Origin of the sequence: Polyangium spumosum, assembly GCF_009649845.1 — a bacterium.
Taxonomy (GTDB): Bacteria; Myxococcota_A; Polyangia; order Polyangiales; family Polyangiaceae; genus Polyangium; species Polyangium spumosum.
This window is the reverse complement of sequence record NZ_WJIE01000006.1, coordinates 235,538-259,650: the sequence shown is the minus strand read 5'-3', so window position 1 is coordinate 259,650 and position 24,113 is coordinate 235,538. Positions and strand designations below refer to the sequence as shown.

The window sequence follows — 24,113 nt, the reverse complement described above, 5'->3', positions numbered from 1 at the left end:
GGCGCCCCCTCCCCTGAAGCGCTCCCCCGGACTCGACAAATCCCCTTTCCCATCGAATCGTAACCCCCATGCCTCCGCTCCCTCTCCTCCTCAGTGGCCTCATGGGCTCAGGCAAATCCACCCTTGGCCCCCTCGTCGCATCCCGCGCCGGAGTCCCCTTCCTCGACCTCGACGCTGTCATCACCCAGACCACCGGCCACTCCGTGCCCAGCCTCTTCGCCGAACGCGGCGAACAAGCCTTCCGCGCCCTCGAAGCCGACACCCTGCGCCGCCTCCTCGATTCCCCCGAGCCTCGCGTCATCTCCCTCGGCGGCGGCACCCTCCTCGACCCCGAGCTCCGCGCCTTCGCCCTCGCCCACGCCCACGTCGTCACCCTCACCGCTCGCCCCGACACCCTCGCCGCCCGCACCTCCGCGCCCGGCCGGCCCCTCCTCGACGAAGCCCCCGATCGCCTCCAGCGCCTCCGCGCCCTCCTCGCCACCCGCGCCCCTGCCTACGCCGAGGCCCATGCCCACGTCCGCACCGACGATCGACCTCCTGCCGAGCTCGCCGATGCCGTCCTTCGCGCCTGGCTCGACCCCACCCTGCTCGTCCCTCTCGGCGCGCGCTCCTATCCCGTTCGCCTCACCCACGACGCCCCGCACACCCTCGCCGAGGTCGCTCGCCACCTCGCCCCCTCGGCCGTCTTTGTCGTCACCGACGAGAACGTCGCGCCCCTCGCCCTCGACCCGGTCCTCGAGGCCCTCCGCCACGCCGGCCTGCGTGTTCCTGCCACCGTCGTCCTTGCGCCCGGCGAGCCACACAAGCAGCTCCCGGCGGTCGAGCGAATCCTCGCGGCCCTCGTCGAGTCCGGCGCCGACCGCGAGGCCCTCGTGGTGGCGCTGGGGGGCGGCGTCGTCTCCGATGTGGCCGGGTTCGCCGCGTCCCTCCTCCTGCGGGGCGTCCGGTGGGTCGCCATGCCGACGACCTTGCTCTCGATGGTCGACGCGGCCGTCGGCGGGAAGACCGGCGTCGACCTCGGGCTCGCCAAGAATGCCGTCGGCACCTTCCATCAACCCTCGGCCGTGCTCATCGACCCTGCGCGGGTGCAGAGCGAATCGGCGCGCGCCTACATCTCCGGCCTCGCCGAGGTCGTGAAGGCTGCCGCCATCGCGGACACCTCCCTCTTCGACCTGCTCGTCCGTGAGCGTGAGCGTGTCCTCGCCCGCGACCTCGACCTCGTTCGGGAGATGGTCCTCGGCGCAGTCCGGGTGAAGACGGCGATCGTCACCCGGGACGAGCGCGAGTCCGGCGATCGGGTCCTGCTCAACTTCGGCCACACCCTCGGCCATGGGCTCGAGGCTGCGGGGGCGTATACCCGCCTCACGCATGGCGAGGCCGTCTCCCTCGGCATGATCGCCATCTTGCGGGTCGGGCGTGCCCTCGGCGTCACCGAGCCCGAGGCGGCCGCGCGGATCGAGCGCCTGCTCGCCGACCTCGGGCTGCCGACGGACCTCTCGCGTGAGCCGCTCGACGAGGCGCTCCGGCTTGCTGCGCTCGACAAGAAACGCACGGCTTCGGGCATCCGGACCGTGTTGCTCGAGGGGCTGGGTCGACCTCGGATCGAGCTGCTCTCGCTCGACGCGCTCGGGCGATTGTTACGAGCGGGCTTGCAGGCGGGCGCCGTCTGAACCCTGCGGTTCTTTGCCGGCTCGTGGACTTTCCCGATACACTGGTCGTTGACCTCGGGTGTCTCGGGAGGCTCCTTGACCATGAAGATCCAGCGTAGGCATGTCGGCGGATTGACCACGCTTCTGGCCCTCGGCGCTGTGCTCGGCCCTGGCTGCGCCGAGAACGAGAGCAGCCTCTTCGTGCGCGGGGTCTTGAAGTTCGACGAAGACACCTGCGAGATCGACGCCGACCCCTCGTCCCCGGTCCTCTTGCGGGGCGTGCTCGACGTCGCGTTCGCCACCGAGTACAGCGCGGCGCTGCTCGTGGGCAACCAGATGGTCCGGCGCGGCAACGCGGCGACGCTGCGCACGGAGACCTCCCGGGTGGTCTTCGAGAGCGCTGACGTGCACACCTTCGACGCGGCGGGCAACGAGCTCGGCGCCTTCACGGCGCCGGCCACCGGGTTCGTCGATCCATCGACGGGCGCCGAGCCCGGATTTGGCTTCGCGCATGTCGTGCTGGTCGACTCGGGCAGCTCCGCGGCAGCCCTCGGCGACAGCAACACGCCCGTCGAAGTCGTCGCCCGCGTCATCGTGCGTGGGCACACGCTGGGTGGCGAAGAGGCCGCCACCGGCGAGTTTCAGTGGCCGATCGACATTTGCCGCGGGTGCCTCGTGTTCTTCCCCCCCGAAGCGGACGACCCGACCATCGCGGGTCCGGATTGCATGAACCGGACGGATGGCCCCACCTCCGCGTGCCGGATCGGGATGGATGGCTTCGTGGACTGTCGAGTCTGCCCCGGGCTCGCGGTCTGCACCCCCTGAGCCCTCACCCGCCGGGGGCCGACCGCCCTTGACGTTTCACGTGAAACATCTCCCCCGACCCGTCACTTCACGGGCCTCGTCGCGGGCGACCCCCGGAACGCGTTCACGAGGATCTGGAACGGCAAGCTCAAGGCCACGAGGTCGAGCTGCGCGCTGACGACGATGGAGGTCTCGCGCGACGGCCCGAGCCCGTAGCGGAACTGCGCGAGCAACCCGGCGGCCATCACGTAGTTCGCGTGGAAGTTGTAGCTCCGGCTCCCCCAGAACAACGCGCCCGCGACCCCAGGCTCCACCCCTTGCAGCGGGGCGTAACGGCCATACCCGCCGACCGACGCGACGATGGGCAACGCCTGCAGGACGGGGAACAACGTCGAGAACCCCGCCCCGAGCTGCACCTCGTCGAAGGCGTGTGTCGCCACCTCGGCATAGGGACCAAACCCGAAGTCGGTCACCTTGCTCCGACCAAACAACACGTCCCCCCGCAGCCCCAGATGGAAGACCGTCTGGTCCCATATCCTCCGATCGAACCCTCGCCCAGCGACCCCGATCGTCAACCCAGCCGTCCCCTGCGGCTCGGCCCGCGCTTCTCCCGCCCCGAGGAGCAACACGCCAAACGCCAGCACCCCGAACACCCGACCCAACCGCAAGCCCGCCCGGCTGCCTTCCATCCTCTTCCCTTCGCCCACCCTCCCCCGCGGGGTCAAGCAAACCCATGTTTCACGTGAAACATCTGCGGAGCGGGGCGCTGCCCCGCGCCCCGGAAGGGGGCTGTCCGCCCCCCTTCACCCCCGGACCAGGCACGGCCTGGACCGAGGGCGACAGCGCGCTAGCGCGCTGTCGACAGGGAAACCGTCGCCACCAGGCACCGGCTGCGCTGCAGTTTCCGCTGGCAAGGTGGTTGCTGGTCTTGCCACGGGCCCGTGGGATGAACTGCGCGTTGCGCAGTTCATCCCCCCTCGGTCCAGGCCGTGCCTGGTCCGGGTCCAGGGGTGGACAACCCCTGGTCGGGGTCCGGGGTGGAAACCCCGGCGGCGACGCTACCGGATGAGCCGCCCTCCATTTCATGGTACGGTCCCGTCGTCATGGGTGGCCGTCAGGTCCAGCTCCGCATTGGCGGCCAGACGTATCGTGTCGTCACCTCCGCGTCGGACGACGAGCTCCACCGCCTCACCCTCATGGTTGAGGACAAGCTCACCCAGGTTGCTGGACCTGGCCGCATGGTCAACCCGCAGGCCCTCCTCCTCGCCGCGCTCGCGCTGGCGCACGACCTCGAGGAGGAGCGCGCTCGCCACAACGACCAGCTTGCCCGCACCCGTGTCGCTTTTGGTCGCATGCTCGAGCGGGTCGATGCGGCTCTTGGGGCCCTCGAACCTGGGGCGGAGCCCCCGGCTGACGAGGATCACCGATGACCGAGCTCGGCGCCCTCCGCCACCTCGCGGCGGAGATCGAGGCGCTCGAACAGGCTGGGCTCCTGCGCAAGCCGAACGCGCCGCCGCCTGCGGGATGCCTCGTCCTTTGCTCGAACGATTACCTCGGGTACGGCACCGATCCCTGGCCTGCGTCCTCGGAGACCACTTCCGGCGCTGGTGCTTCACGCCTCGTCAGTGGGCATCATGCCGAGCATGCGCTTGCCGAGCAGACGATCGCGGAGTGGCTTGGCTTCGAGGCGGCGCTCCTGTTTTCGTCCGGGTATGCGGCCAACGTGGGTGCCATCGCGGCGCTTGCTCGGCCTGGGGACGTCATCGTCTCCGATGCGCTGAACCACGCCTCCATCATTGATGGGTGTCGCCTCTCCGGCGCCACGGTCGTGGTTGTGCCCCATCGGGACGCCGACGCCGCCGAGGCTGCGCTCGAGCGGGCGCGGGGGGCGCGGCGGCGCTGGCTCGTCACCGAGTCGTACTTCAGCATGGATGGCGATTCGCCCGACCTCGTTCGGCTCAGGGCTGCGTGTGATCGGTGGGATGCGGCCTTGTTCGTCGACGAGGCGCACGCGGTGGGGACCCTCGGGCCGCGGGGTCGTGGGGTCTCGGCGCGGGTGGGGGTTCGGCCGGATGTGCTCGTGGGGGCGCTCGGGAAGGCGCTTGGGCTTCAGGGTGCGTTCGTGGCGGGGCCGATGGTGCTTCGCACCTGGCTCTGGAATCGGGCGCGGAGTTTTGTCTTCTCCACGGGGATCAGCCCGACCCTCGCGGCGGCCGTCCGCCATCGGGTGATCCGGGTGGCTGCCGATGACGAGGGGCGGGCTCGGCTGGAGAGGGTCACCGAGCGCTTGCGGGCGGGGCTCGCCTCCATCGTGGGGGATGCGCTCCTCCCCTCGCACGGACCCATCCTCCCCTGCCTCGTGGGTGCTCCCGAGGATGCTCTCCGCGTCTCTGCTCGCCTTCGCGAACGTGGGGTCCTCGTTCAGGCCATTCGCCCGCCGACCGTTCCCCCGGGCACCTCGCGCCTTCGCGTCACCGCCCACGCGCGCCTCACCGACGCCGAGCTCACCCGGATCCTATATGCCTTCATGGAAACCGTCATGGAGACCTGGAACCCGTGAGCCGCATCGTCATCGTCGGAACCGGCACCGGCGTCGGCAAGACGCATGCGGGTGTCGCCCTCGTCTCGGCGCTTGGTTCGGCCGGCGCCTCCGTCGCGGGCCTCAAGCCCATCGAATCGGGTGTCCCGTCCGAACCCTCGGAGGCGGCGACCGACGCGGCGGCGCTCGCTGCGGTCAGCACGTTTCACGTGAAACATCCCCCGCCCTACGCCCTGCCGGATCCGGTCTCGCCGCACCTCGCCGCGCGTCGCGTGGGGACTCGCATCGACCTGGAGCGCGTGGCCGCGTGGGCCGACGCGTGTGCCGAGGCGGAGGTGCTGCTCCTCGAGACCGCGGGTGCGCTCTTGTCGCCGCTCGGGCCGGGCGTCTTCAACCTGGACCTCGCGCGTGTGCTCCGGCCCGACCACCTCCTGCTCGTGGCGCCGGATCGGCTGGGCGTGCTCCATGATGTCGCGGTCACGCTGCACGCGCTCCGCACCCTGGCCGCGGACCTGCCGGCGCCGGTGCTCCTGCTTCAGCCCCCGGCGGTGGCGGACGCGTCCACCGGGACGAATGCGGAGGAGCTCGTCGGGTTGGGGATCGTTTCGAAGGTGTGGGGGTTCCCCCGGGCCACGCCGACCGCGCCGGAGGTGAGGACGGCGGCGCGGTCTCTGCTCGAGGCGCTCGGCTTCTAGAACGCGTACAGCAAGCTCCCGCCGAACCCGGGTCCGCCCGACGTCGACCTGCGCGCCTGGTAGCCGCCTCGCACCTGCACCGAGAACCCGCGCCCGATCGTGATCCCCACCTCGCCGAGCAGACGCACGCCGTACGCTTCTGCGTTGGGCATGTCCGTCACCTCCACGATCGGCGAGACCATCACCCGATCACCGGCGACCAGGTCGAGCCGGCTGTAGAACCGGTTCCCAAACGGCGCGCTGTCGCCGAGGCCGATCGACTCGAACCCGAGGATGAGCTTCGAACCGTACGGATCGCCGATCAACGTCGAACCCCCGATACCGACCGAGAAGCCGATCTCCGTCACGCTCGTCAGGAGCTCCGTCTCCACGTGCCAGAGCTCGAGCAGCCGGAAGCGGATGCGGGCCGCGCCGAAGTTCAGGCCGACCTTGTACCGCTCCTCGTCGAGCTCCGACAGCGACACCAGCGATCGACCCCGCACCAGCCCGAGCCGGAACCCGAACTCCGCCACCGTACGCAGCGGCCGATACGTGTACGTCGCCTCGACCCGGTAGTATTGCTCGTCCACCGAGGGCACCACGTCCTCCCCTTGCGTGCAGGTCGGCTGACCCGCCGCGCACGGGATGGCCCGCGTCGCCGTCGTCGTCCCGAACCCCATGTACTCGCCGGCCACCCCGACCACCGAGCGACGCCCGCCGAGTCGGCTGAGCGCGGCTCGCTCCTGCGCGTCCGTTCGGTCCTCGATCACGCTGACCGGGTGGAGCTGCTTGCGCGAGGCGAACGCCGAGAAACGTGTCCCGTTCGTCTGCTCGACCTCGATCGTGTAGCCGATCCCCGGCGCCTTGAGCGCCTCGGCCGGGATGACGGCGACGTAACCTTTGTCGCCCCCGCGCTGGAACGGCACGGCCTTCATCTCGCCGAGCGACGTCTGGTAGACGGCGAGCACGTTCCGGAGGAGCTCCGGGTGCTCGAACGACGCCTCCAGCACGAGCTTCTTCGCCGGCTCGGCGCTGGCGATCGGCGCGTGGTGGATCCGCGGCGTCCTCGGCGCCGGGGCCTCGGCGCGGCTCGGGTCTTCGGCTTTTTGCGCCGCGGCCTCGTTCACGAGCGCGAGCGAGAGCGCGGCCGCCGAGAAGGCAACGAGGGTCCTCGCGAAAGAGCGCGTCACCATTCGTACCCCACGGCTCCGCCGAAGCCCGGCCCTGCATGGTTGATGGTTCGGCCCTGGAACGACACGCGCGCCGCCACGACGAACCCCGGCGTGATCCGGTAGCCCACCTGCACGATCCCGCGCGCGCCGACCTCGCCTTCGTTCGTCGACTGCGTTGGCTGTCCGTCCTCGTCCGGGGGCGACGAGAGGCTCGACCCGGCGGGTTGGTTCGTCACTTCGGTCCGGATGAGGATGGGCACGCGCTTGAAGGTGTTCAGCTCGAGCTGCGTGAAGCCGCGGGTGCCCACGCCGCCGAGCAGCTCGCCGCCGAGCACCAGGTTCGTCTCGCGGTCGTTGCCGATGCGGACGAGCACCTGCCCGCCGCCCGAGATCCCGTCGTCGAGCAGCCCGATCGCCGCCCTCCCGATCACCGAAAACAGCCGGTGGAAGGCCACCTCCGTCTCGAGGTAGCCGTAGGTCAGCCCCACCGGCCGGCCCGAGAGCCCGAGCACGTCGAGGTCGTTGAGCGAGCCGCCGACGCCCCGATAGACGCCGAAGCCCGTGCGCAACGCGCGCACCCCCGTGTCGCCGTACCGCAGCCCGAACGTGCCCTCCGTCTGCCAGACCCGATCGTCGCCCTTCAGCCCGTTGTAGTCGGCAAAATCCGTGAGCAACATCGCTGAAGCGATACGTTTTTCAGGTCGCGTGATCCTGGGCGCGCTCTCGATCTGGATGCGCTCGGGCGAACCTGGCAGGCCCACGACGGCCTTCGCGGCGCCGCTCTCCATCGTGGCTTCGATGAAGTACTCGATCTCCGGGGTCACGAGCCGGTCGCCGGGCACGGTCGCGGTCCAGTAGCCGGGGCCGGCGCTCGCCATGACGAGCGGCGTGTAGGTCGGTCTCCCCTTCGAGCGCACGTGCAGGATCGCGCCCGTGGCCAGGTCGTCGAGCTCCACCGCGAGCGCGAGCGGCGTGCCGGAGACGGCCGCCTTCGGCCGCGAGAAGCTCACGAGCGTGGGCTCGGTCCGATCGACCTGGGCCTTTTTGGGCTTCTTTGGGCTCGGTTTGCCGTCGGCCTCGAGCAGCCGGCGGAGCGAGGCCGCTTCTTCGTAGAGCACCCGCGCATACCGGCCGTTTGGTTTCTCCCGGACGTAATCCTCGTACGCCTTGATGCGGGTCACCAGGTCGGCGCCTTCGAGCTTGCTGAACATCGTGGCGATGACGAGCGCCTCGGGGTCGCCGCCGGTCGTTTCCCCGCCGGCGGGTTTGTCCGGCTCCTCGGTCGGGCTCTTGGTTTCGGGCGCGGCCGGCTGGTTTTTTTTGCGCAGGATCACGAGGTCGCCCTTCTCGGGGGTCCGCGTGAGGGTGCTGCTCGCCTTGGCGATCGACATCGAGGGGCGCACCTGCCCGAGCTCGAGCGTCCCGATCTTGAATCGGTCCGAGATCACCTTCCCGGTCACGGGGTGCTTGAGCTTCAGCGGGCGCCAGATCTCGACCGTCGCGCCTTCCGTCGCTCCTTGGTTCGCCCCGAGGTCCAGGATCAGCTCCTCGCCTTCCTCTTCGAGGGCGAGCACCGTTCCCGTGATCTCGGCAGGCTCCGCCGCGCCCGGGGCCGACGTCTTCGTCTGCGCGAGGGCGCCCGTCCCGATCCCGAGGAGGCAAAACGCGGCCACGACCCCCAAGCGTCGCGCCCTCCGCCTCCCTCGGTTCAATGCATTTTCAGGATCGAACACGCTGCGTTCGATCTTTATCGAAGGCATTGCAAAAAGAAAAGAAAATAGCGCAGTGACGGAAATTGGACACCCGCGCGTTATGCGCTTTTCGCGCGAATACGTGTTCGCGTTCATTGCCACCGCGCATTCGCGGCGGCGAATCCATTGAGGTTTTTCCCGAACCGTCAGGCGCGCGCGGCGCTGGTCACGGAGGAGACCACCCGGCCCCGGTCGAGCACGAGGCGCGCGCCGGCCCGCTCGCGGAAGAGCTCCGGCTCGTGCGAGACGACCACCACGGCCGCGCCCCGCGCGACCTCCTCGTCCACCACCGCGAGCAGGCGCGAGACGCCCGCCTTGTCGAGGCCCGTCGTGGGTTCGTCGAGCAAGACGAGCGAGGGCTCGTGCGTGAGCGCCCGCGCGAGCGCGATGCGTTGCCGCTGCCCCCGCGAGTAGGTGCGCACCGGCCGCTCCGCGAACGCCCCGAGCTCGAAGCGCGAGGCCGCCCGCGTCCACGCCTCGCCCGCGTCGAGCCCGACGAGGCGCGCCGCGAGCTCCACGTTTTTCCGACCCGAGAGGTCCGGATACGCCATCGTCTCGTGCGAGACCCACCCGACCTCGGCCCGCACCGCGAGCAGATCGTCGCCGAGCGGCTGGTAGTCGACCCGCCCCGCGGTCGGTTTGATGACGGTGCCGAGGATGCCGAGCAGCGTCGACTTGCCCGAGCCGTTCGCGCCTTCGATGACGAGCAGCTCGCCGAGCTCGATGGTGAGGTTCACGCCGCGCAGGGCCACGGTGGGGCCGTAGGCCTTGATGAGGCCCGTGCCGACGATACGCGTGAGGCGAGGTGCTCGGCTCATTCGACCGGAGCTCTGTACCTCACGACCCCTTGCCCGGCACGGGCGGCGCCGGGAACGGGCGCACGAGCGTCGGCCGGTCGTCGGCGAACGAGGGCGGGTCGACGAGCGTGCGCTCCTCGTCGTCGTCGTCGGTCACGGGGCGCGCCGGCGGGATGGGGCGCGGAGGCGGCGGCGGCAAGGGCGGCGCGGCGGTGACGGGGATGCTCACCGGCGGCTGCGGCGGCGCCGAGGGAGGCGGCAGCGGCGCGGGCGGAGGGGGCAACCACGCGACACGACCGCCGCCCACGCCCATGCTCGTGAGCTGTCCCGCGGGCATGGTGGGCGGCGGCGCGCCCGCCGAGGAGGCGGAGGCCTGCGACGCCTGCTGCGCGGGGTGCGACGGCGGCGGCAAGGGCGGCGGCAGCGGCGCGGGCAAGGGCGCGCTCGGGTGCGGCGCGGCGGGGCCGTGCGGGGCCGTCCTGGTCGACGGCGGGCCTGCGAGGCTCGAGGGCGGGCCCGCGTTCGCGGAGCTCTGGGCGCCCTGGCGTGACGAGCGCGGCGGCGCGATGGGCAGGCCGAGGTCCTTGCGCGAGAACGAGAGCACCATCGTCTCGTCGTCCTCGTCCTCGGAGAACGACATCTTCGCGGGCTGCACCGGCGCGCGGCGCGAGGGCGGCGGCGGCTCGGGCTCGAGGGCGCGGCGCAGTCCATCCTGGAACTCGGCCGCGTGCTGGTAGCGGTCCTCGCGCATCTTGGCGAGCGCCCTGTCGACGACGCGCTCGAGCCCACGCGTGATGTTCGGACGCACCTCGGCGAGCGAGCGGTGCTTCGAGGTGAGGATCTGCACGAGCAGCGCGTTGTAGTTTCGCGCGACGAACGGGCGGCGGCCCGAGAGCGCCTCGTAGAGGATCACGCCTGCGGCCCAGAGGTCGACGCGGTGGTCGAGCCCGCGGTCGCCGCGCGCCTGCTCGGGCGCCATGTAGTACGGCGTGCCCATGACGATGCCGGGCATCGTGAGGTCGGTGGCCGTGTCCTCGTCGATCGCCTTGGAGATGCCGAAGTCGAGCAGCTTCGCCACGGGCGGCGTGCCGGGCTTGCGGACGAGAAAAACGTTCTCCGGCTTGAGGTCGCGATGGATGATGCCCTTGCCGTGCGCGGCCGTGAGCGCGGAGAGCACCTGGTGCATCACGTCCGCGACGTCGCGCTCGGGCAAGGCGCCGTCACGCTTGATGCGCTGGTCGAGCGTCTCGCCGACGAGCCGCTCCATCACGAGGTACGGCGTGCCGTCTTCGAGGCGGCCGAGGTCGTGGATCTCGCAGATGTTCGGGTGGCCGATCGATCCGGCGATACGCGCCTCGTGCCGCAGGCGCGCGACCGAGTCGGCCTGCTGCGCGTGCTTCGGGTGCAGCACCTTCACCGCGACGATGCGCCCGATCGCCAGGTGCTCGGCCTCGTAGACCGCGCCCATGCCGCCCTCGCCGAGCAGCGCCTTCACGCGGTACTTGTCGCCGATGACCTGCCCCACGAAGTCGCGCCGCTCGGGCTTGCGCGAGCTCTGCGCGCCGGCGGGTTCGGGGCGGCCAGCGGCGCCGGGGGCCGCCGGGCGAGCGTGCTGGGCGGGCGTGACCGTGGGCACGCGTGGCGAGGGGATGCCCATCGGCCGCGGGATGCTCGGCGCGGGCGGGATGAACGAACGCGGCGTGTGCATCGCCTGGCGCGGCGGCAGAGCGGACCCTGGCCCGATGGCGAGCCCCGTCGCCGGGCAGATCACGAGCCGTTCATCGTGCCGGATGCCGCAGTGGCGGCAGCGGAGTTCGCCCATCGCGAGGGCCCTACGTTCGGCCATTCCGTCGCGCGCGGCCACTGCAAAATCGCTCGCCGATCGCGTTTTCGTTCCCACGACGCGGGCCCACACGACGGGGCGCGGCTGGCGATGCGCGCCACACGCGCTCGTCCGCAGAGGGCCACGGGGCACACAGCCGAGCGGGGGGAAGCTGGGGACAACCTCCGGTGATCTCCGGGTCTCCCTTGGGGAGAGAACCGGGCCGGTCCGCCTGCCCGTAAAGGTTTCCCCGACCCGACCCCGGGCTTGCCCCTGACCTTCCACAGGCGCCTGCCCGTGCAAGTCATTGAAATTATGGGCCGATCCAGACTTTTCCCCATCGTCCACAGGCCCTACGATCACGACCTGATCTAGATCTAAGTATCTTCCCTAGATCGGAGGGGGACGCGTGGGCTTGGTCACGTTTGCCTCGGTCATCTTTTGGGCCTTCGCCCCGGCGATAACCCTGCTAAGAGGGACCGACCCGCTGCCTTGAGCCGCGGCGGAGTTGAAGGGCCATGGACCTCGTCATCGCGAAGAAAGACCTCGAACGCCTCGTCGGCCGTTGTCAGGGCGTCGCCGACAAGAAGAGCGCCATGCCGGTGCTCGCGAACGTGCTGCTGAACGCCGACGGCAACACGCTGCGCGTCGCCGCGACCGACCTCTACCTCTCGGTCAGCGGTCAGACGGCGGCGGAAGTCGTGAGCGCAGGCTCCGTGGCCGTACCCGCGAAGGACCTGCTCGACCGCGTGAAGGCCATGCCCGACGGGCCCATCCAGGTGACCGCGCGGGAAGGCGCGCAGACGGTCATCAAGGCCGTGGGTTCGCCGCGCCGCTACACGCTGCACGGCATGCCCGGCAGCGAGTTCCCCCAGCTCCCGAAGCCCGCGCCCGACGCGCCCTCCCTCGAGCTGCCCGTGACCTTGCTGTCGCGGTTGATGGAGCGCACGCACTTCAGCATCTCGACCGACGAGACACGCGCGCACGTGAACAGCGCGCTCTTCGAGTGGGCCGGCCATCGCGTCCGCATGGTCACGACCGACGGGCACAGGCTCTCGAAGATGGAGGCCACGCTCGAGGGCACGAGCGCGACGGCGACGATGCTCATCCCGAAGAAGGCCATCGAGGAGCTGCGCCGCCTGACCACCGGCGTCGACAAGGACGCGCCCACGGTCCACATCACGCAGAGCGGTCCGAACGCGTTCTTCGGCATCGGCGGCATGACCTTCTCGGTCAAGCTCGTCGACGCGCAGTTCCCGCCCTACCAGCAGGTCATCCCGAACATGAGCGACCGGAGCATCCGCGCGCCGCGGGCCCAGCTCGCCGACGCGCTGCGCGCCATCAAGCTCGCGGCGAGCGACCGCACGGGCGGCGTGAAGCTCACGGTCACGCAGCGCGCGCTGCGCATCACGAGCGAGAGCCCCGAGAGCGGCAACGGCTTCGACGAGGTGCCGATCGACTACGACGGGCCCGAGGTGACGATCGGCTTCAACGCGCAGTACTTCCTCGACGTGCTCGCGGCGATCGGCGACGACGAGGTGGTGCTCGGCGTGTCGGGCGAGCTCGACCCGGCGGTCATCCGTCCCGCGACGGAGTCGGCGGCGGAGAGCTACGTCTCGGTCATCATGCCGATGCGGATCTGAGACCCCCTCACCCCAACCCCTCTCCCCGCGGGAGAGGGGCTATCGGATCGGGGTGAGAGCACGCGCCACATCATGAATCGCCTCGAGCTCGAACGGCTGAGCATCCGTGGCCTGCGTGTCCTCGAACGCGTGGACATGGAGCCTGCGCCGCGGCTCAACGTGATCTGGGGCAACAACGGGCACGGCAAGACGAGCGTGCTCGAGGCGATCTATTTCGTCGCGACCTCGAAGAGCTTCCGCACCTCGCGCATCGGCGAGCTCGTGCGGCACGGCGAGGCGGCGGCGAGCGTGAAGGCGCGCTTCGTCGAGCGCGACGGCGCGTTGCCGGCGCTGCCGCGCGAGCAGACGGCCGCCGTGCAGGGCAAGAGCGTCGTCGTGCGTATCGATGGCAATCGGCCACGCGCGCTCGTCGAGTACGCGACGCGTTCGCCCGTCGTCGTGTTTCACCCCGAAGAGCTCACGCTGTCGAGCGGGCCCGCGCAGGGGCGGCGCACGCTGCTCGACCGGCTCGCGCTCTTCACGCGACCCGAGAGCGCCGAGGCGCGGGCGAGGTATACCCATGCGCTCCGGGCGCGGCACGAGCTCTTGCGTCGCGCTGCGGAGTCGCCGCGCGACGATACGCGTGAGCTCGACGCGTTCGAGGCGCTTTGCGCCGAGCATGGCGCGGCCCTCACGCGGGCGCGCGCGGCCGCGGCCGAGGCGCTCGTGGTCGAGCTGCAGGGCGCCTTCACGCAGATCGCAGCGCCCGACCTCGCGCTCGAGGCGCGGTATGTGCCGGGAGGCTCGGCCGACGTGGAGACCGCGCGCGAGGAGCTCGCGCGGGGTCGCAAGCGGGATGCGTTTCGCGCGTCGGCGGGGTTTGGCCCGCATCGCGACGAGCTCGAGCTCTTGCTCGACGGGCACCCGGCGCGGGTCGTGGCTTCGCAGGGGCAACATCGCGCGCTCACGCTGGCGCTCAAGGCGGCCGAGACGGCGACGATCGCCAAGGAGCGGGGGATCGAGCCCTTGCTCTTGCTCGACGACGTCTCGAGCGAGCTCGACCCGGAGCGAACGGGCGCGCTCTTTTCATTCCTCGCGCTCCATCGTGGTCAGATTTTCCTGACGACCACGCGGCCCGAGCTCATCCGCGCCGAGGACATATCGGCCGAGGGGCGGCGTGACTTCCGGGTCTTTCGCGGCGAGCTCGACGAGGGCGCGGGCTGACCTCGCGGCGGCCACTCCGCGCCGCCGGAGCGAGCGCGCGAAACGGGCGTCGATCGGGCGTGATTTCCTCACGAAAAGGGCCCCGCCACGCTTGCCCAAGAGGCACAAAAAAGCTAGATTTCCGCGACTCCAAACGGCCCCCGCGCGCGTGACCCGAAGGCGTCCGCGCTCGGCCCGAGGACATCGACGATCTGCACGGACGTGCGGGTCGGAGCACCGATCGGCCAGACGCTCGGGAGCCGAAAGCACGAGTACCGATGACGACCGAACCGACGAGCATCCAGCAAACCGAATCCAAGCCGACTGCGGGCCAGGCTTACGACGCGAACAGCATCACGGCGCTCGAGGGCCTCGAGGCCGTGCGCAAGCGCCCGGGAATGTACATTGGAGACGTGCACGACGGCTCGGGTCTGCACCACCTCGTGTGGGAGGCCGTGGACAACGCGGTCGACGAGCATCTCGCGGGGCACTGCACCGAGATTCGGATCACGGTGCACTTCGACGGATCGGTCTCCGTGGAGGACAACGGCCGCGGCATTCCGGTCGGCATGCACGCGAGGGGCGTGTCCGCGGCTGAGGTCGTGATGACCGTCCTGCACGCGGGCGGCAAGTTCGACAACGCGAGTTACAAGGTCAGCGCGGGCCTGCACGGCGTCGGTGTTTCGGCGGTGAACGCCGTCTCCGAGTGGTTGAAGCTCGAGATCAAGCGCGAGGGCAAGGTCTGGTTCCAGGAGTACGAGCGTGGTGTCCCGCGCAAGCCGCTGAAGGCGCTCGGCGAGACGGACCGGACGGGGACGAAGGTATCGTTCAAGCCGGACGTGCAGATCTTCACGGTGACGGAGTTCAATTACAACATCCTCGCCAATCGCCTGCGCGAGCTCGCGTTCCTGAACGCGGGCCTGATCATCCACCTCGAGGATCAGCGCCCGAACGGCCGGAGCGAGACATTCCACTACAAGGGCGGCATCGCGGAGTTCGTCGCGCTCCTGAACCAGGCGCAGGAGGCGATTCACGACGACGTCATCGCGTTCGTGGTGGAGGGCCAGGCCGAGGCGGGGCAGAACGGCTCCTCGAAGCCGACGCCGCCGATCGCGGTCGAGGTCGCGATGCAGTGGAGCGGCTCGTATACCGAGCAGATCTATTGCTACACCAACAACGTCCACAACAAGGACGGCGGCACGCACCTCGCGGGCATGCGTTCGGCGCTGACGAAGACCGTGAATCAGTACGGCAAGGCGCAGAACCTGTTCAAGGAGCTCAAGCAGGAGCTCGCGGGCGAGGACATCCGCGAGGGTTTGACCTGCGTGCTCAGCGTGAAGCACCCGGATCCTTCGTTCGACTCGCAGACGAAGTCGAAGCTCGTGTCGAGCGAGGTGAAGGGCATCGTCGAGCGCGCGGTGACGGACAAGCTCGCGCAGTATTTCGAGGAGCACCCGCAGAGCGCGAAGAAGATCATCGAGAAGGCCGTGCTCGCAGCGCGGGCGCGGGAGGCTGCGCGCAAGGCGCGTGAGGTCATCCGCAAAGGCTCGCTCGACATCACCTCGCTCTCCGGCAAGCTCGCCGATTGCCAGTCGAAGGACCCGGAGAAGAGCGAGATTTACATCGTCGAGGGCGACAGCGCCGGCGGCAGCGCCAAGATGGGGCGCGACCGCCATTTCCAGGCGATCCTGCCGCTCCGGGGCAAGATCCTGAACGTCGAGCGCGCGCGGCTCGACCGCATGTTGAGCTCGGCCGAGGTCGGCACGATCATCACGGCGCTCGGCTGCGGCATCAGCGGCATCCGCACGACGAAGGGCGACGGCGAGGACAAGGACGACGACGGGCTCGAGCTCAACAAGCTCAAGTACCACAAGATCATCCTGATGACCGACGCCGACGTCGACGGCTCGCACATCCGCACGTTGCTGCTGACGTTCTTCTTCCGGCAGATGCGCGAGGTGATCGAGAAGGGCCACCTCTACATCGCGCAGCCGCCGCTCTTCAGCGTGCAAAAGGGCAAGAAGACCCCGATTTACCTGAAGGACCAGCGAGCGCTCGACGAGCACCTCGTCAACCACGCGGTCGACGAGCTCGTGCTCGCGTCGAAGGCGAGCCCCGAGCGCAAGCTGTTCGGCGAGCCTTTGCGGCACATCGCGCACGAGCTCAAGCGCTTCAAGGTCGCCCTCGGCAACCTCGACAAGCGCTGCGACGCGCGTATCGTGGCCGCCGCCATCCGGGCGACCCGCCTGTCGCAGGAGGACCTCCGGGACGCGGCGAAGGTGGAGGCGGCCCGGCAGACGCTCCAGACCTACCTGGAGCGGCGTTATCCCGATCTGATGCCGCTCAAGGTCACGTCCGCGTTCGACCCGGAGCACGGCGCGCACCGCATCACCGTGACCCCGCGCCCCGGCGCGTCGAGCCGGGTGAGCGTGCTCGATTGGACGCTCTGCGGGCAGCCCGAGTACACGGATGCGCTCGGAATCGAGCGCGCCGTGGAGGATTCGCTGGGCCCGGCGCCGTGGGTCGCGATCTCGAAGGGCGACGAGGCCGAAATCGAGACCAGCGAGGCGCTGATCGAATACCTCGAGCAGCGCGGCCGGCGCGGCATCACGATCAAGCGTTACAAGGGCCTCGGCGAGATGAACGCGGAGGAGCTCTGGGAGACGACGATGAACCCGGACGCCCGCACGCTGCTGCAGGTGAAGATCGACGACGAGGCCGAGGCCGCGCGTCTCTTCGCGATCCTGATGGGTGAGCAGGTCGACGAGCGCAGGCGCTTCATCGAGGTGAATGCGCTGAACGTGAAGAACCTCGATATCTGAGCCTCACGCCCAAGCCCCCTCTCCTGCCCGCGGGAGAGGGGGTTTTTCGTTTGGCGGGGCTACTTCTTCAGCATGTTGTTCGGGCCGCCCTTGGCGCGATCCTTCGGGACGGGCCGCTGCCAGGAGGTGCCCTCGACGTTCATCCAGGAGACCACCACCTCGACGGCGGCGTCGGCCTTGCCGGCGGCCTTGTCGAAGGGACCAACCGTGATGTCGGCCGCCTGGCCGGCGTCGAGCGCTTTCGCGTACTTCCCGCTGATCATCTCGATCAGCTTGCCGTCCTTGTCGTACGCGAACGCCTTGTACTCGAGCATCTTGATCCCTTGCTCGCTCGTGTTCTTCAGCTTGCCGCTGAAGCCCTTGTCGGCGACGGCGCCCTGCTCGAACTTCACCGCGTCGGCGACGGCCTCGATCGCCGCGCTGTCGAGCTTCTTCGGCTCGGCCTTGGCCGGCGCCGCGCTGGCCTGAGGCGCCGCGCTGGCGGCGGCGGGGGCCGCGCTCGCCGTCGTCGTGGGTTTGGCATCATTGCCCTCGGGCTTGGACTCGCAGCCGACGAGCAGGAGCGCACCCAGGGCCACCGGAAAGAGGAACGTCTTCATGGCCGGGCTAGTAATCGGCCATGTCCGGTGTGTCCAGGATTTAGCGTGGTTCTGGCGATTCTGACGGGCCTCACGTGAGGCCCGCCCTCGAAATCCGTGATGGCGTCAGTTTGGCCCACCTTCACAGACACCGCTGCCTTGCGCGGTGTTGTTGTCGGTCCGGCATTCGTGCCACGCGTGCGGGGGTGATTGATCGTCGACGATCACGAAGATCGGCTTCGACCCGTCGAGCACGCCGGGCGGCGGCGCGGGGAGCGGCAGGAGCACGTCCTCGGCCTCGGCCGGGTAGAGCACCTTCGTGGTCGCCACGGGGCTGCCCGGGAGCGCGACGCCGCCATTCGCCGGGTCGTCCAGGTAAAACCCGATGTTCACGCCCGAAGGGACGCTCGCCTCGCCGATGTTGCGCACGCGCGCCACGAGCCCGTACGTCGGGCCGCCGCAGGCCGGGAAGACCGTGGCCACGAGGTCCGGCGCCGAGAACTCGCCCGCGGGCTGCACGTTTTGCCGGAAATTGTTGAGCTTCGGCTGCTTGTAATTCGGCAGCTCGACGGTCGGGATCGTCCCGTCCTCCTCGACGTTCGTCACGTGATACGCGTGCTGGTTCCACACCCGTCGCGTCCGCACCCAGTTGCCGTTTTTATCGCCGAAGATCCGCACGCCCGCGGTCTTCGAGCCGTCGGCGCAGGTGAAGCCCGAATACGAGTTCGACACGACCACGATGTCGGCCTGGCCGTCATTGTCGACGTCCGCGACGAGCGGATACTCCTGCAGCGTCCCGTTCGTGTTGCACGTCTCGTAGAGCACGGCGCCGTCGGTCCCGGAATAGACGTGCATCATCTTCTCGTCCGCGTAGACGACCTCGGCCTTGCCGTCGCCCTCGAAATCGAAGACCGAGCTGCCCGTCGAGGCGGACGAGCAATCCTGCGTCTGTCGGATCCAGAGCAGCGTCTCCGGGTTCGGGATCGCGGGGTCCATCAGCTTCTTGCCGTCGAACACCGCATAACCCACGCCGCCGGCGAGGGCCACGTCGGGCACGCCGTCGCCATTGAAGTCCGCCACCGTGGGCGGGCCGCCGCCGCGCACGTAACCCGAGCTGTTCGTGGGGCAGAGGGCCGGGTCGAGCGTGCCGTTGATGTCGATGCCCGTCCGGATGATCTTGAAGCCGCCCGGCTCGTTCGGGTCGACCCGCCAGATGCGCAATTCGTGGTTGTTGTTGTAGACCGCGATGACCTCGGGCACGCCGTCCTTGTCGAGGTCGCCGACCGCGGGGAAACTCGCGATGATGCCGGCGTCGACGAGCAACGTGCCGTCACCCTTGAAAATGCGGCTCGCTGCGACGATGTCGAGCTTGCCGTCGCCGTCCATGTCGGAGACCACGACGTTCGAGGCGTTCGCCGGGTTCAGCGTGGCCACGGTCGCGCCCGTCTTGCCGTCGAGGATCTGCGACTCGACGACGACCTCCACGTCGCCGTCCTGATCGAGGTCCGCGAGCGAGGGCATGCCGCACGTGCCGGGCGCGCTGAGCCACAGCTCCTTGCCCGTCGCGTCATAAGCGCGGGCGCGGCCCTCGGGCACCGTGCACACCACGATCTCGTTGCCCGGCACGCCGTCGATGTTGCCCGCGGCGATCGAGCGGCCCGGGTGGTTCTGGCTCACGCCCGCCTCGACGCCCGCGTTCGCCGTCCATTTCTCGACGACCTGGCCATTGATGATCGAAATGGCGTGGAGCGTCCCGTTCTCGTTGTACTTGTTCGTCTGGAACGTCGAGAACACGATCTCCGGGATGTCGCGCTCGTCCACCACGCCGTCGCAGGTGTCGTCGTCGAGCTGGACCACGATCGGCGCCATCATCACGCTGTCCTGCGTGCTCGGCGCGACCGGGTCACCCCAGGCGTACTTCAGCACCGGCTCGAACTGGCCGACGGGCGGCTTGTATTCGCATTTCGCGAGGCAGGTGATCGGGTCGTTCGGCCCGGGCTCCATGCCGGGCGCGCACTCCGGGGGCTGCGGCAGGCATTTGCCCGTCGCGGGCGTCACGCCGCCCTGGCACGAGCCGCCGCCGCCGTCGGGCATGCCGCTCGGCTCGCCGAGCGCATATTCGCAGTAGGAGCCCTCCGGGCACTCCGTCGCGTCGATACACGTCGCGCCCGGCGTCACGCATTGCTGGAACGAGCAGACCTCGTCCCCGCCGCAACACGCCGAGCCGCAGGCCTTGTCCTCGGTGCAGCAGACCCCGCCCGGCGTGCAGACGCCGCCGTCGCCGCAGGCCTCGCCCGGCGTGCATCCGGTCGTCCCGCCGTCGCCGAAGAGGTCGCCGCCCTCGCCGCCCTCGCCGCCCTGGCCGCCGCCGCCCGCGCCGCCGTTTCCGCCCGCGCTCGCGCCCGCGGACGCGCCGCTGCCCGTGCTGTTTCCGTCGCCGCACGAGGCGAGCGCCGCCGCGAGGGCGGGCACCCCGAGCGCCACGAAAGCGAAGAATCGAATCCGATGGTGTCGCATGGTCGCGCATCTTCGCCGAGGGCGCCCGTCCATGTCGATCCCCAAACCCGGAGCAGCGGAAAAGGATCCCCCAGCGTGCGAACGCTTCGGCGACCTGGCAAGGGGCTTGCTTGGTCGAGATCACGCCTTAGTTTCGCCGTGCCATGCGCATCGATAGAATGACGACCAAGGCCCAGGAAGCCGTTCGCGCCGCCGTCGACCTCGCGAGCCGGCGCGGAAACCCGGAGCTCTATCCGGAGCACCTTTTGCGAGCGGTTGTCGCTCAGGAGGAGGGTATCGGGGCGCCGCTCCTGGAGAAGGCCGGCGTCGACCCGGCCCGCGTGCTCTCCGCGCTCGACGCGAAGATCGAGACCTACCCGCGCGTCAGCGGCGGGGCGGAGCCCAACCTGTCGAGGCGCGCGCTCGGCCTGCTCCAGAAGGCCGAGGACGAGATGAAGGCCCTCAAGGACGACTTCATCTCGACCGAGCACCTCCTCTTCGCCGCGCTGAAGAGCGACAAGGACACCACGCAGCTCCTCGAGCGCGCGGGGCTCCACCACGACAAGCTGCTCGCGGCGCTCACGCAGGTGCGCGGCAACCAGCGCGTCACCGACCGCGACCCCGAGGGCAAATTCCAGGCGCTCGACAAGTACACGCGTGACCTCACCGAGCTCGCGCGGCGCGGCAAGATCGACCCGGTGATCGGCCGCGACGAGGAGATTCGCCGCACCATCCAGGTGCTCTCGCGCCGGTCGAAGAACAACCCCGTGCTCATCGGCGAGCCGGGCGTCGGCAAGACCGCGATCGTCGAGGGCATCGCGCAGCGCATCGTGGCCGGCGACGTGCCCGAGTCGCTGAAGGACAAACGCCTCGCGGCGCTCGACCTCGCGGCGATGGTCGCGGGCTCGAAGTTCCGCGGCGAGTTCGAGGACCGGCTGAAGGCCGTCCTGAAGGAGATCGAGGGCGCGCAGGGGCGGATCATCCTCTTCATCGACGAGCTGCACACGCTGGTCGGCGCCGGCGCGGCCGAGGGCGCGATGGACGCGGCGAACATGCTCAAGCCCGCGCTCGCGCGTGGCGAGCTCCGCTGCATCGGCGCGACCACGCTCGACGAGTATCGCAAGCGCATCGAGAAGGACGCGGCGCTCGAGCGCCGGTTCCAGCCCGTCTTCGTGGGCGAGCCGAGCGTCGAGGACACGATCGCGATCCTGCGCGGCCTCAAGGAGCGGTACGAGATCCACCACGGCATTCGTATCCAGGACGCCGCGCTCGTGGCCGCGGCGATGCTCTCGCACCGCTACATCACCGAGCGCTTCTTGCCGGACAAGGCGATCGACCTCGTCGACGAGGCCGCGAGCCGCATCCGCATGGAGATCGAGAGCCTGCCGACCCCGATCGACAATGTCGAGCGGCAGCTCGTCAAGCTCGGCATGGAGGAGCAGGCGCTCGGGCGCGAGCCCGACAAGGCGAGCAAGGCGCGCCTCGAGGACGTCAAGCGCGAGATGGCCGAGCTCCAGGGCAAACGCGACGCGATGCGGGCGCAATGGATGCGCGAGAAGGAGCTGCTCTCCGAGATCAAGAAGACGAAGGAGACGATCGAGGAGCTCAAGCTCGACGAGGAGCGCGAGAAGCGCCGCGGCGACCTCGGCAAGGCGGCCGAGATCCATTACGGCAAGATCCCCGAGGTCGAGAAGAAGCTCTCGGGCCTGCGTGATTCGCTGGGCAAGCTCCAGGAGAAGGGCAGCTATCTCAAGGAGGAGGTCACCGACGAGGACATCGCGGCCATCGTGTCGAAGTGGACGGGCATTCCGGTCTCGAAGATGCTCGAGAGCGAAATGCAGAAGCTCCTCCGCCTCGAGGACGAGCTACGCAGGCGCGTCGTCGGGCAGGACCCGGCGCTCGTCTCGGTGTCGAACGCCATCCGCCGCTCGCGCGCGGGGCTCGGCGAGGAGAAGCGGCCGATCGGCTCGTTCATGTTCCTCGGGCCCACGGGCGTGGGCAAGACGGAGCTCGCGCGGGCGCTCGCCGAGTTCCTCTTCGACGACGAGAAGGCGATGGTGCGTATCGACATGAGCGAGTACGGCGAGCGGCACACGGTCGCGCGGCTCATCGGCGCGCCGCCCGGCTACGTCGGCTACGAGGAGGGCGGTCAGCTCACCGAGCCCGTGCGGCGCAGGCCGTACACGGTGGTGCTCTTCGACGAGATCGAGAAGGCGCACCCGGACGTGTGGAACGTGCTCCTGCAGGTGCTCGACGACGGCCGATTGACCGACGGTCAGGGGCACACCGTGGACTTCAAGAACACGATCCTGATCCTCACCTCGAACATCGGCACGCCGGCGGCGGCGGCGATCGAGGATCGTGAGGGGCTCGAGCCACGCGACAAGGCCGAGCTCGTGCGGCGCGTGGTGCTCGACGAGGTGCGCAAGCACTTCCGGCCGGAGTTCTTGAACCGGCTCGACGACATCATCGTCTTCCGCAGGCTCGAGCATGGCGAGATGGAGAAGATCGTCGACATCCAGCTCGCGCTCTTCGAGAAGCGCCTCGGGCGGCGCGGGATCAGCGTGACGGTCGCGCCCGCGGCGAAGGCCTTCCTCCTCGAGCACGGCTGGGATCCGCAATACGGCGCGCGCCCGCTCAAGCGCAGCATCCAGCGCTTCATCGAGGACGAGCTCGCCAAGCGGCTCATCGGAGGCGAGTTCAAGCAGGGCGATACCGTCTCGATCGGACGGTCGGGTGAGGGCCTGACGTTCACGAAAGTGACGTACAACTAGAGCGCGAGTAGCTGACATCGGCGGAGGTCTCGGCTAAACCGCCCCGCATGCTGGACCTCCGCCACGTCGTCGATCACATGGACGACGTCCGCGCCGCATTGGCGCGGCGCTCGCCCGCGGCCGCGGCCGCCCTCGCCCCCATCGCCGAGCTCGGCCAGAAGCGCCGCGAGCTCATCGCGCTCTCCGAGAGCAAGGCCGCCGCGCGCAACCAGGCCAACGAGAAGATGGCCAAGGCGGACAAGAAGTCCGCCGAGTTCACCGAGCAACGCGAGGCCCTGAAGCGCCTGTCCGGCGAGATCAAGGACGCCGAGCAGGCGCTGAAGGAGGTCGAGGCGAAGATCCAGGAGCAGCTCGCCCTCGTCCCGAACCTGCCCGACCCTTCGGTCCCCGACGGCCAGGACGAGAGCCACAACGTCGTCGTGCGGACCTGGGGCGACAAACCCTCGTACGGCTTCACGCCGAAGTCGCACTGGGACATCGGCGAGGGCCTCGGCGTGCTCGACTTCGCGCGCGGGGCGAAGCTCTCGGGCTCGCGCTTCACCGTGCTCTGGGGGGCGGCGGCGCGGCTCGAGCGCGCGCTCATCAACTTCATGCTCGACCTGCACACGCGCGAGCAGGGGTATACCGAGATCCTCCCGCCCTTCCTGGTGAAGGACGCGGCCCTCTTCGGCACGGGCCAGCTCCCGAAGTTCGCCGACGACCTCTTCAAGACGCACAAGAGTGACCCCGAGCGGGCCTACGACCTCTACCTGATCCCGACGGCCGAGGTCCCCGTGACGAACCTGCACGCCGACGAGATCCTCGACGCGGACAAGCTCCCGCTCGCGTACACCGCGTACACGCCCTGTTTCCGGGCCGAGGCGGGCAGCCACGGCAAGGACGTGCGTGGCCTCATCCGGCAACACCAGTTCGACAAGGTCGAGCTCGTGCGGTTCTCGACGCCCGAGACCTCGGCCGAGAGCCACGAGAAGCTCACGCAACACGCGGAGGAGGTCCTCAAGCGCTTGAAGCTCCATTACCGCGTGTCGCTTCTCTGCGCGGGCGACATGGGTGGTGCTTCGCAGAAGACGTACGACCTCGAAGTATGGCTACCTGGGCAGGGCCTCTATCGCGAGATTTCGAGCTGCTCGAACTTCGGCGACTACCAGGCGCGGCGCGCGGCGATCCGCTACCGGCCCGAGCCCAAGGCGAAGCCGCGGCTCTTGCACACGCAAAACGGCTCGGCGCTCGCGGTCGGCCGGACGGTGATCGCGATCCTGGAGCAGTACCAGCAGCAGGACGGGACGGTGGTGGTGCCCGAGGTGCTGCGGCCGTTCATGGGGTGCGAGGTCATCAAGGGCGTGTAGCGCTCGAAGCGAGTGTTCCGCGAGCTCGCGCGGGTCGATCCCCGACGCGAGCCGCGGCGTGCTG

At 69.5% G+C, this 24,113-nt stretch carries 17 protein-coding genes; 10 read left to right on the top strand and 7 right to left on the bottom strand.

The window, feature by feature from the left end; genetic code table 11:
- Positions 1-68 precede the first annotated feature (68 nt).
- Together aroB and GF068_RS22040 are read left to right on the top strand one after the other, a co-directional pair.
- Entirely contained in the window at positions 69-1,670 is a 1,602-nt protein-coding gene (gene aroB, locus GF068_RS22045) for a 3-dehydroquinate synthase (RefSeq protein WP_153821413.1), read from the top strand.
- A gap of 81 nt (positions 1,671-1,751) precedes the next feature.
- Positions 1,752-2,474: a hypothetical protein gene (locus tag GF068_RS22040; protein WP_153821412.1), complete on the top strand. Its 723-nt coding sequence runs from the start codon at positions 1,752-1,754 to the stop codon at positions 2,472-2,474.
- A 62-nt stretch (positions 2,475-2,536) separates the two neighbouring features.
- Here the strand turns inward: GF068_RS22040 and GF068_RS22035 are convergent, their stop codons facing one another.
- Complete coding sequence (locus tag GF068_RS22035) at positions 2,537-3,142, bottom strand: hypothetical protein (protein WP_153821411.1); 606 nt, start codon at positions 3,140-3,142, stop codon at positions 2,537-2,539.
- Between the two features lie 414 nt (positions 3,143-3,556).
- Between GF068_RS22035 and zapA the strand changes: the two genes are divergently transcribed.
- Genes zapA through bioD form a run of 3 tightly spaced genes read left to right on the top strand, consistent with a single transcriptional unit; the run spans position 3,557 to position 5,687 of the window.
- Positions 3,557-3,883 carry a cell division protein ZapA gene (gene zapA, locus GF068_RS22030; RefSeq protein ID WP_153821806.1) on the top strand — a complete coding sequence of 109 codons (327 nt, stop codon included), beginning with the start codon at positions 3,557-3,559 and terminating at the stop codon, positions 3,881-3,883.
- The gene (locus GF068_RS22025) at positions 3,880-5,013 is read left to right on the top strand and encodes an aminotransferase class I/II-fold pyridoxal phosphate-dependent enzyme (RefSeq protein ID WP_153821410.1); all 1,134 of its coding nucleotides are present in this window, start codon (positions 3,880-3,882) and stop codon (positions 5,011-5,013) included. Before zapA ends, GF068_RS22025 begins: the two co-directional genes overlap by 4 nt.
- Positions 5,010-5,687 (top strand): ATP-dependent dethiobiotin synthetase BioD, encoded by a 678-nt coding sequence (gene bioD, locus GF068_RS22020; protein WP_338046503.1) that lies wholly within the window; start codon positions 5,010-5,012, stop codon positions 5,685-5,687. The genes GF068_RS22025 and bioD overlap by 4 nt, the downstream gene beginning before the upstream one ends.
- Here the strand turns inward: bioD and GF068_RS22015 are convergent.
- From GF068_RS22015 to GF068_RS46350, 4 genes are all read right to left on the bottom strand, one after another.
- Entirely contained in the window at positions 5,684-6,859 is a 1,176-nt protein-coding gene (locus tag GF068_RS22015; RefSeq protein WP_153821408.1) for a porin family protein, read from the bottom strand. The two genes, bioD and GF068_RS22015, sit on opposite strands and share 4 nt — an antisense overlap.
- On the bottom strand, positions 6,853-8,511 hold the full coding sequence (locus GF068_RS22010) for a hypothetical protein (protein WP_153821407.1): 1,659 nt from the start codon (positions 8,509-8,511) through the stop codon (positions 6,853-6,855). Before GF068_RS22010 ends, GF068_RS22015 begins: the two co-directional genes overlap by 7 nt.
- A 224-nt stretch (positions 8,512-8,735) precedes the next feature.
- Positions 8,736-9,407 (bottom strand): ATP-binding cassette domain-containing protein, encoded by a 672-nt coding sequence (locus tag GF068_RS22005; protein ID WP_153821406.1) that lies wholly within the window; start codon positions 9,405-9,407, stop codon positions 8,736-8,738.
- Positions 9,408-9,426: 19 nt separating this feature from the next.
- Complete coding sequence (locus GF068_RS46350) at positions 9,427-11,208, bottom strand: serine/threonine-protein kinase (protein ID WP_275939210.1); 1,782 nt, start codon at positions 11,206-11,208, stop codon at positions 9,427-9,429.
- A 518-nt stretch (positions 11,209-11,726) separates the two neighbouring features.
- Here GF068_RS46350 and dnaN point away from each other — a divergent pair.
- The 3 genes from dnaN (at position 11,727) to gyrB (ending at position 16,855) form a co-directional block, all read left to right on the top strand.
- The gene (gene dnaN / locus GF068_RS21995; RefSeq protein WP_153821405.1) at positions 11,727-12,851 is read left to right on the top strand and encodes a DNA polymerase III subunit beta; all 1,125 of its coding nucleotides are present in this window, start codon (positions 11,727-11,729) and stop codon (positions 12,849-12,851) included.
- A gap of 72 nt (positions 12,852-12,923) precedes the next feature.
- Positions 12,924-14,054, top strand: a complete 1,131-nt coding sequence (gene recF / locus GF068_RS21990) for a DNA replication/repair protein RecF (RefSeq protein WP_153821404.1) — start codon at positions 12,924-12,926, stop codon at positions 14,052-14,054.
- A 257-nt stretch (positions 14,055-14,311) separates the two neighbouring features.
- The gene (gene gyrB / locus GF068_RS21985) at positions 14,312-16,855 is read left to right on the top strand and encodes a DNA topoisomerase (ATP-hydrolyzing) subunit B (protein ID WP_153821403.1); all 2,544 of its coding nucleotides are present in this window, start codon (positions 14,312-14,314) and stop codon (positions 16,853-16,855) included.
- 59 nt (positions 16,856-16,914) lie between these two features.
- Here gyrB and GF068_RS44315 read toward each other — a convergent pair whose 3' ends face one another.
- Together GF068_RS44315 and GF068_RS21975 are read right to left on the bottom strand one after the other, a co-directional pair.
- Positions 16,915-17,454, bottom strand: coding sequence for a hypothetical protein (locus GF068_RS44315; protein ID WP_206079514.1), 540 nt, complete (start codon positions 17,452-17,454; stop codon positions 16,915-16,917).
- Positions 17,455-17,559: 105 nt separating this feature from the next.
- On the bottom strand, positions 17,560-19,950 hold the full coding sequence (locus tag GF068_RS21975) for an FG-GAP repeat domain-containing protein (protein ID WP_153821402.1): 2,391 nt from the start codon (positions 19,948-19,950) through the stop codon (positions 17,560-17,562).
- A gap of 143 nt (positions 19,951-20,093) precedes the next feature.
- On the opposite strand from GF068_RS21975, the gene clpB reads away from it, so the two are divergent.
- Together clpB and serS are read left to right on the top strand one after the other, a co-directional pair.
- Positions 20,094-22,703 carry an ATP-dependent chaperone ClpB gene (gene clpB / locus GF068_RS21970; RefSeq protein WP_153821401.1) on the top strand — a complete coding sequence of 870 codons (2,610 nt, stop codon included), beginning with the start codon at positions 20,094-20,096 and terminating at the stop codon, positions 22,701-22,703.
- Between the two features lie 47 nt (positions 22,704-22,750).
- Positions 22,751-24,049 (top strand): serine--tRNA ligase, encoded by a 1,299-nt coding sequence (gene serS, locus GF068_RS21965; RefSeq protein ID WP_153821400.1) that lies wholly within the window; start codon positions 22,751-22,753, stop codon positions 24,047-24,049.
- Positions 24,050-24,113: the final 64 nt, after the last annotated feature.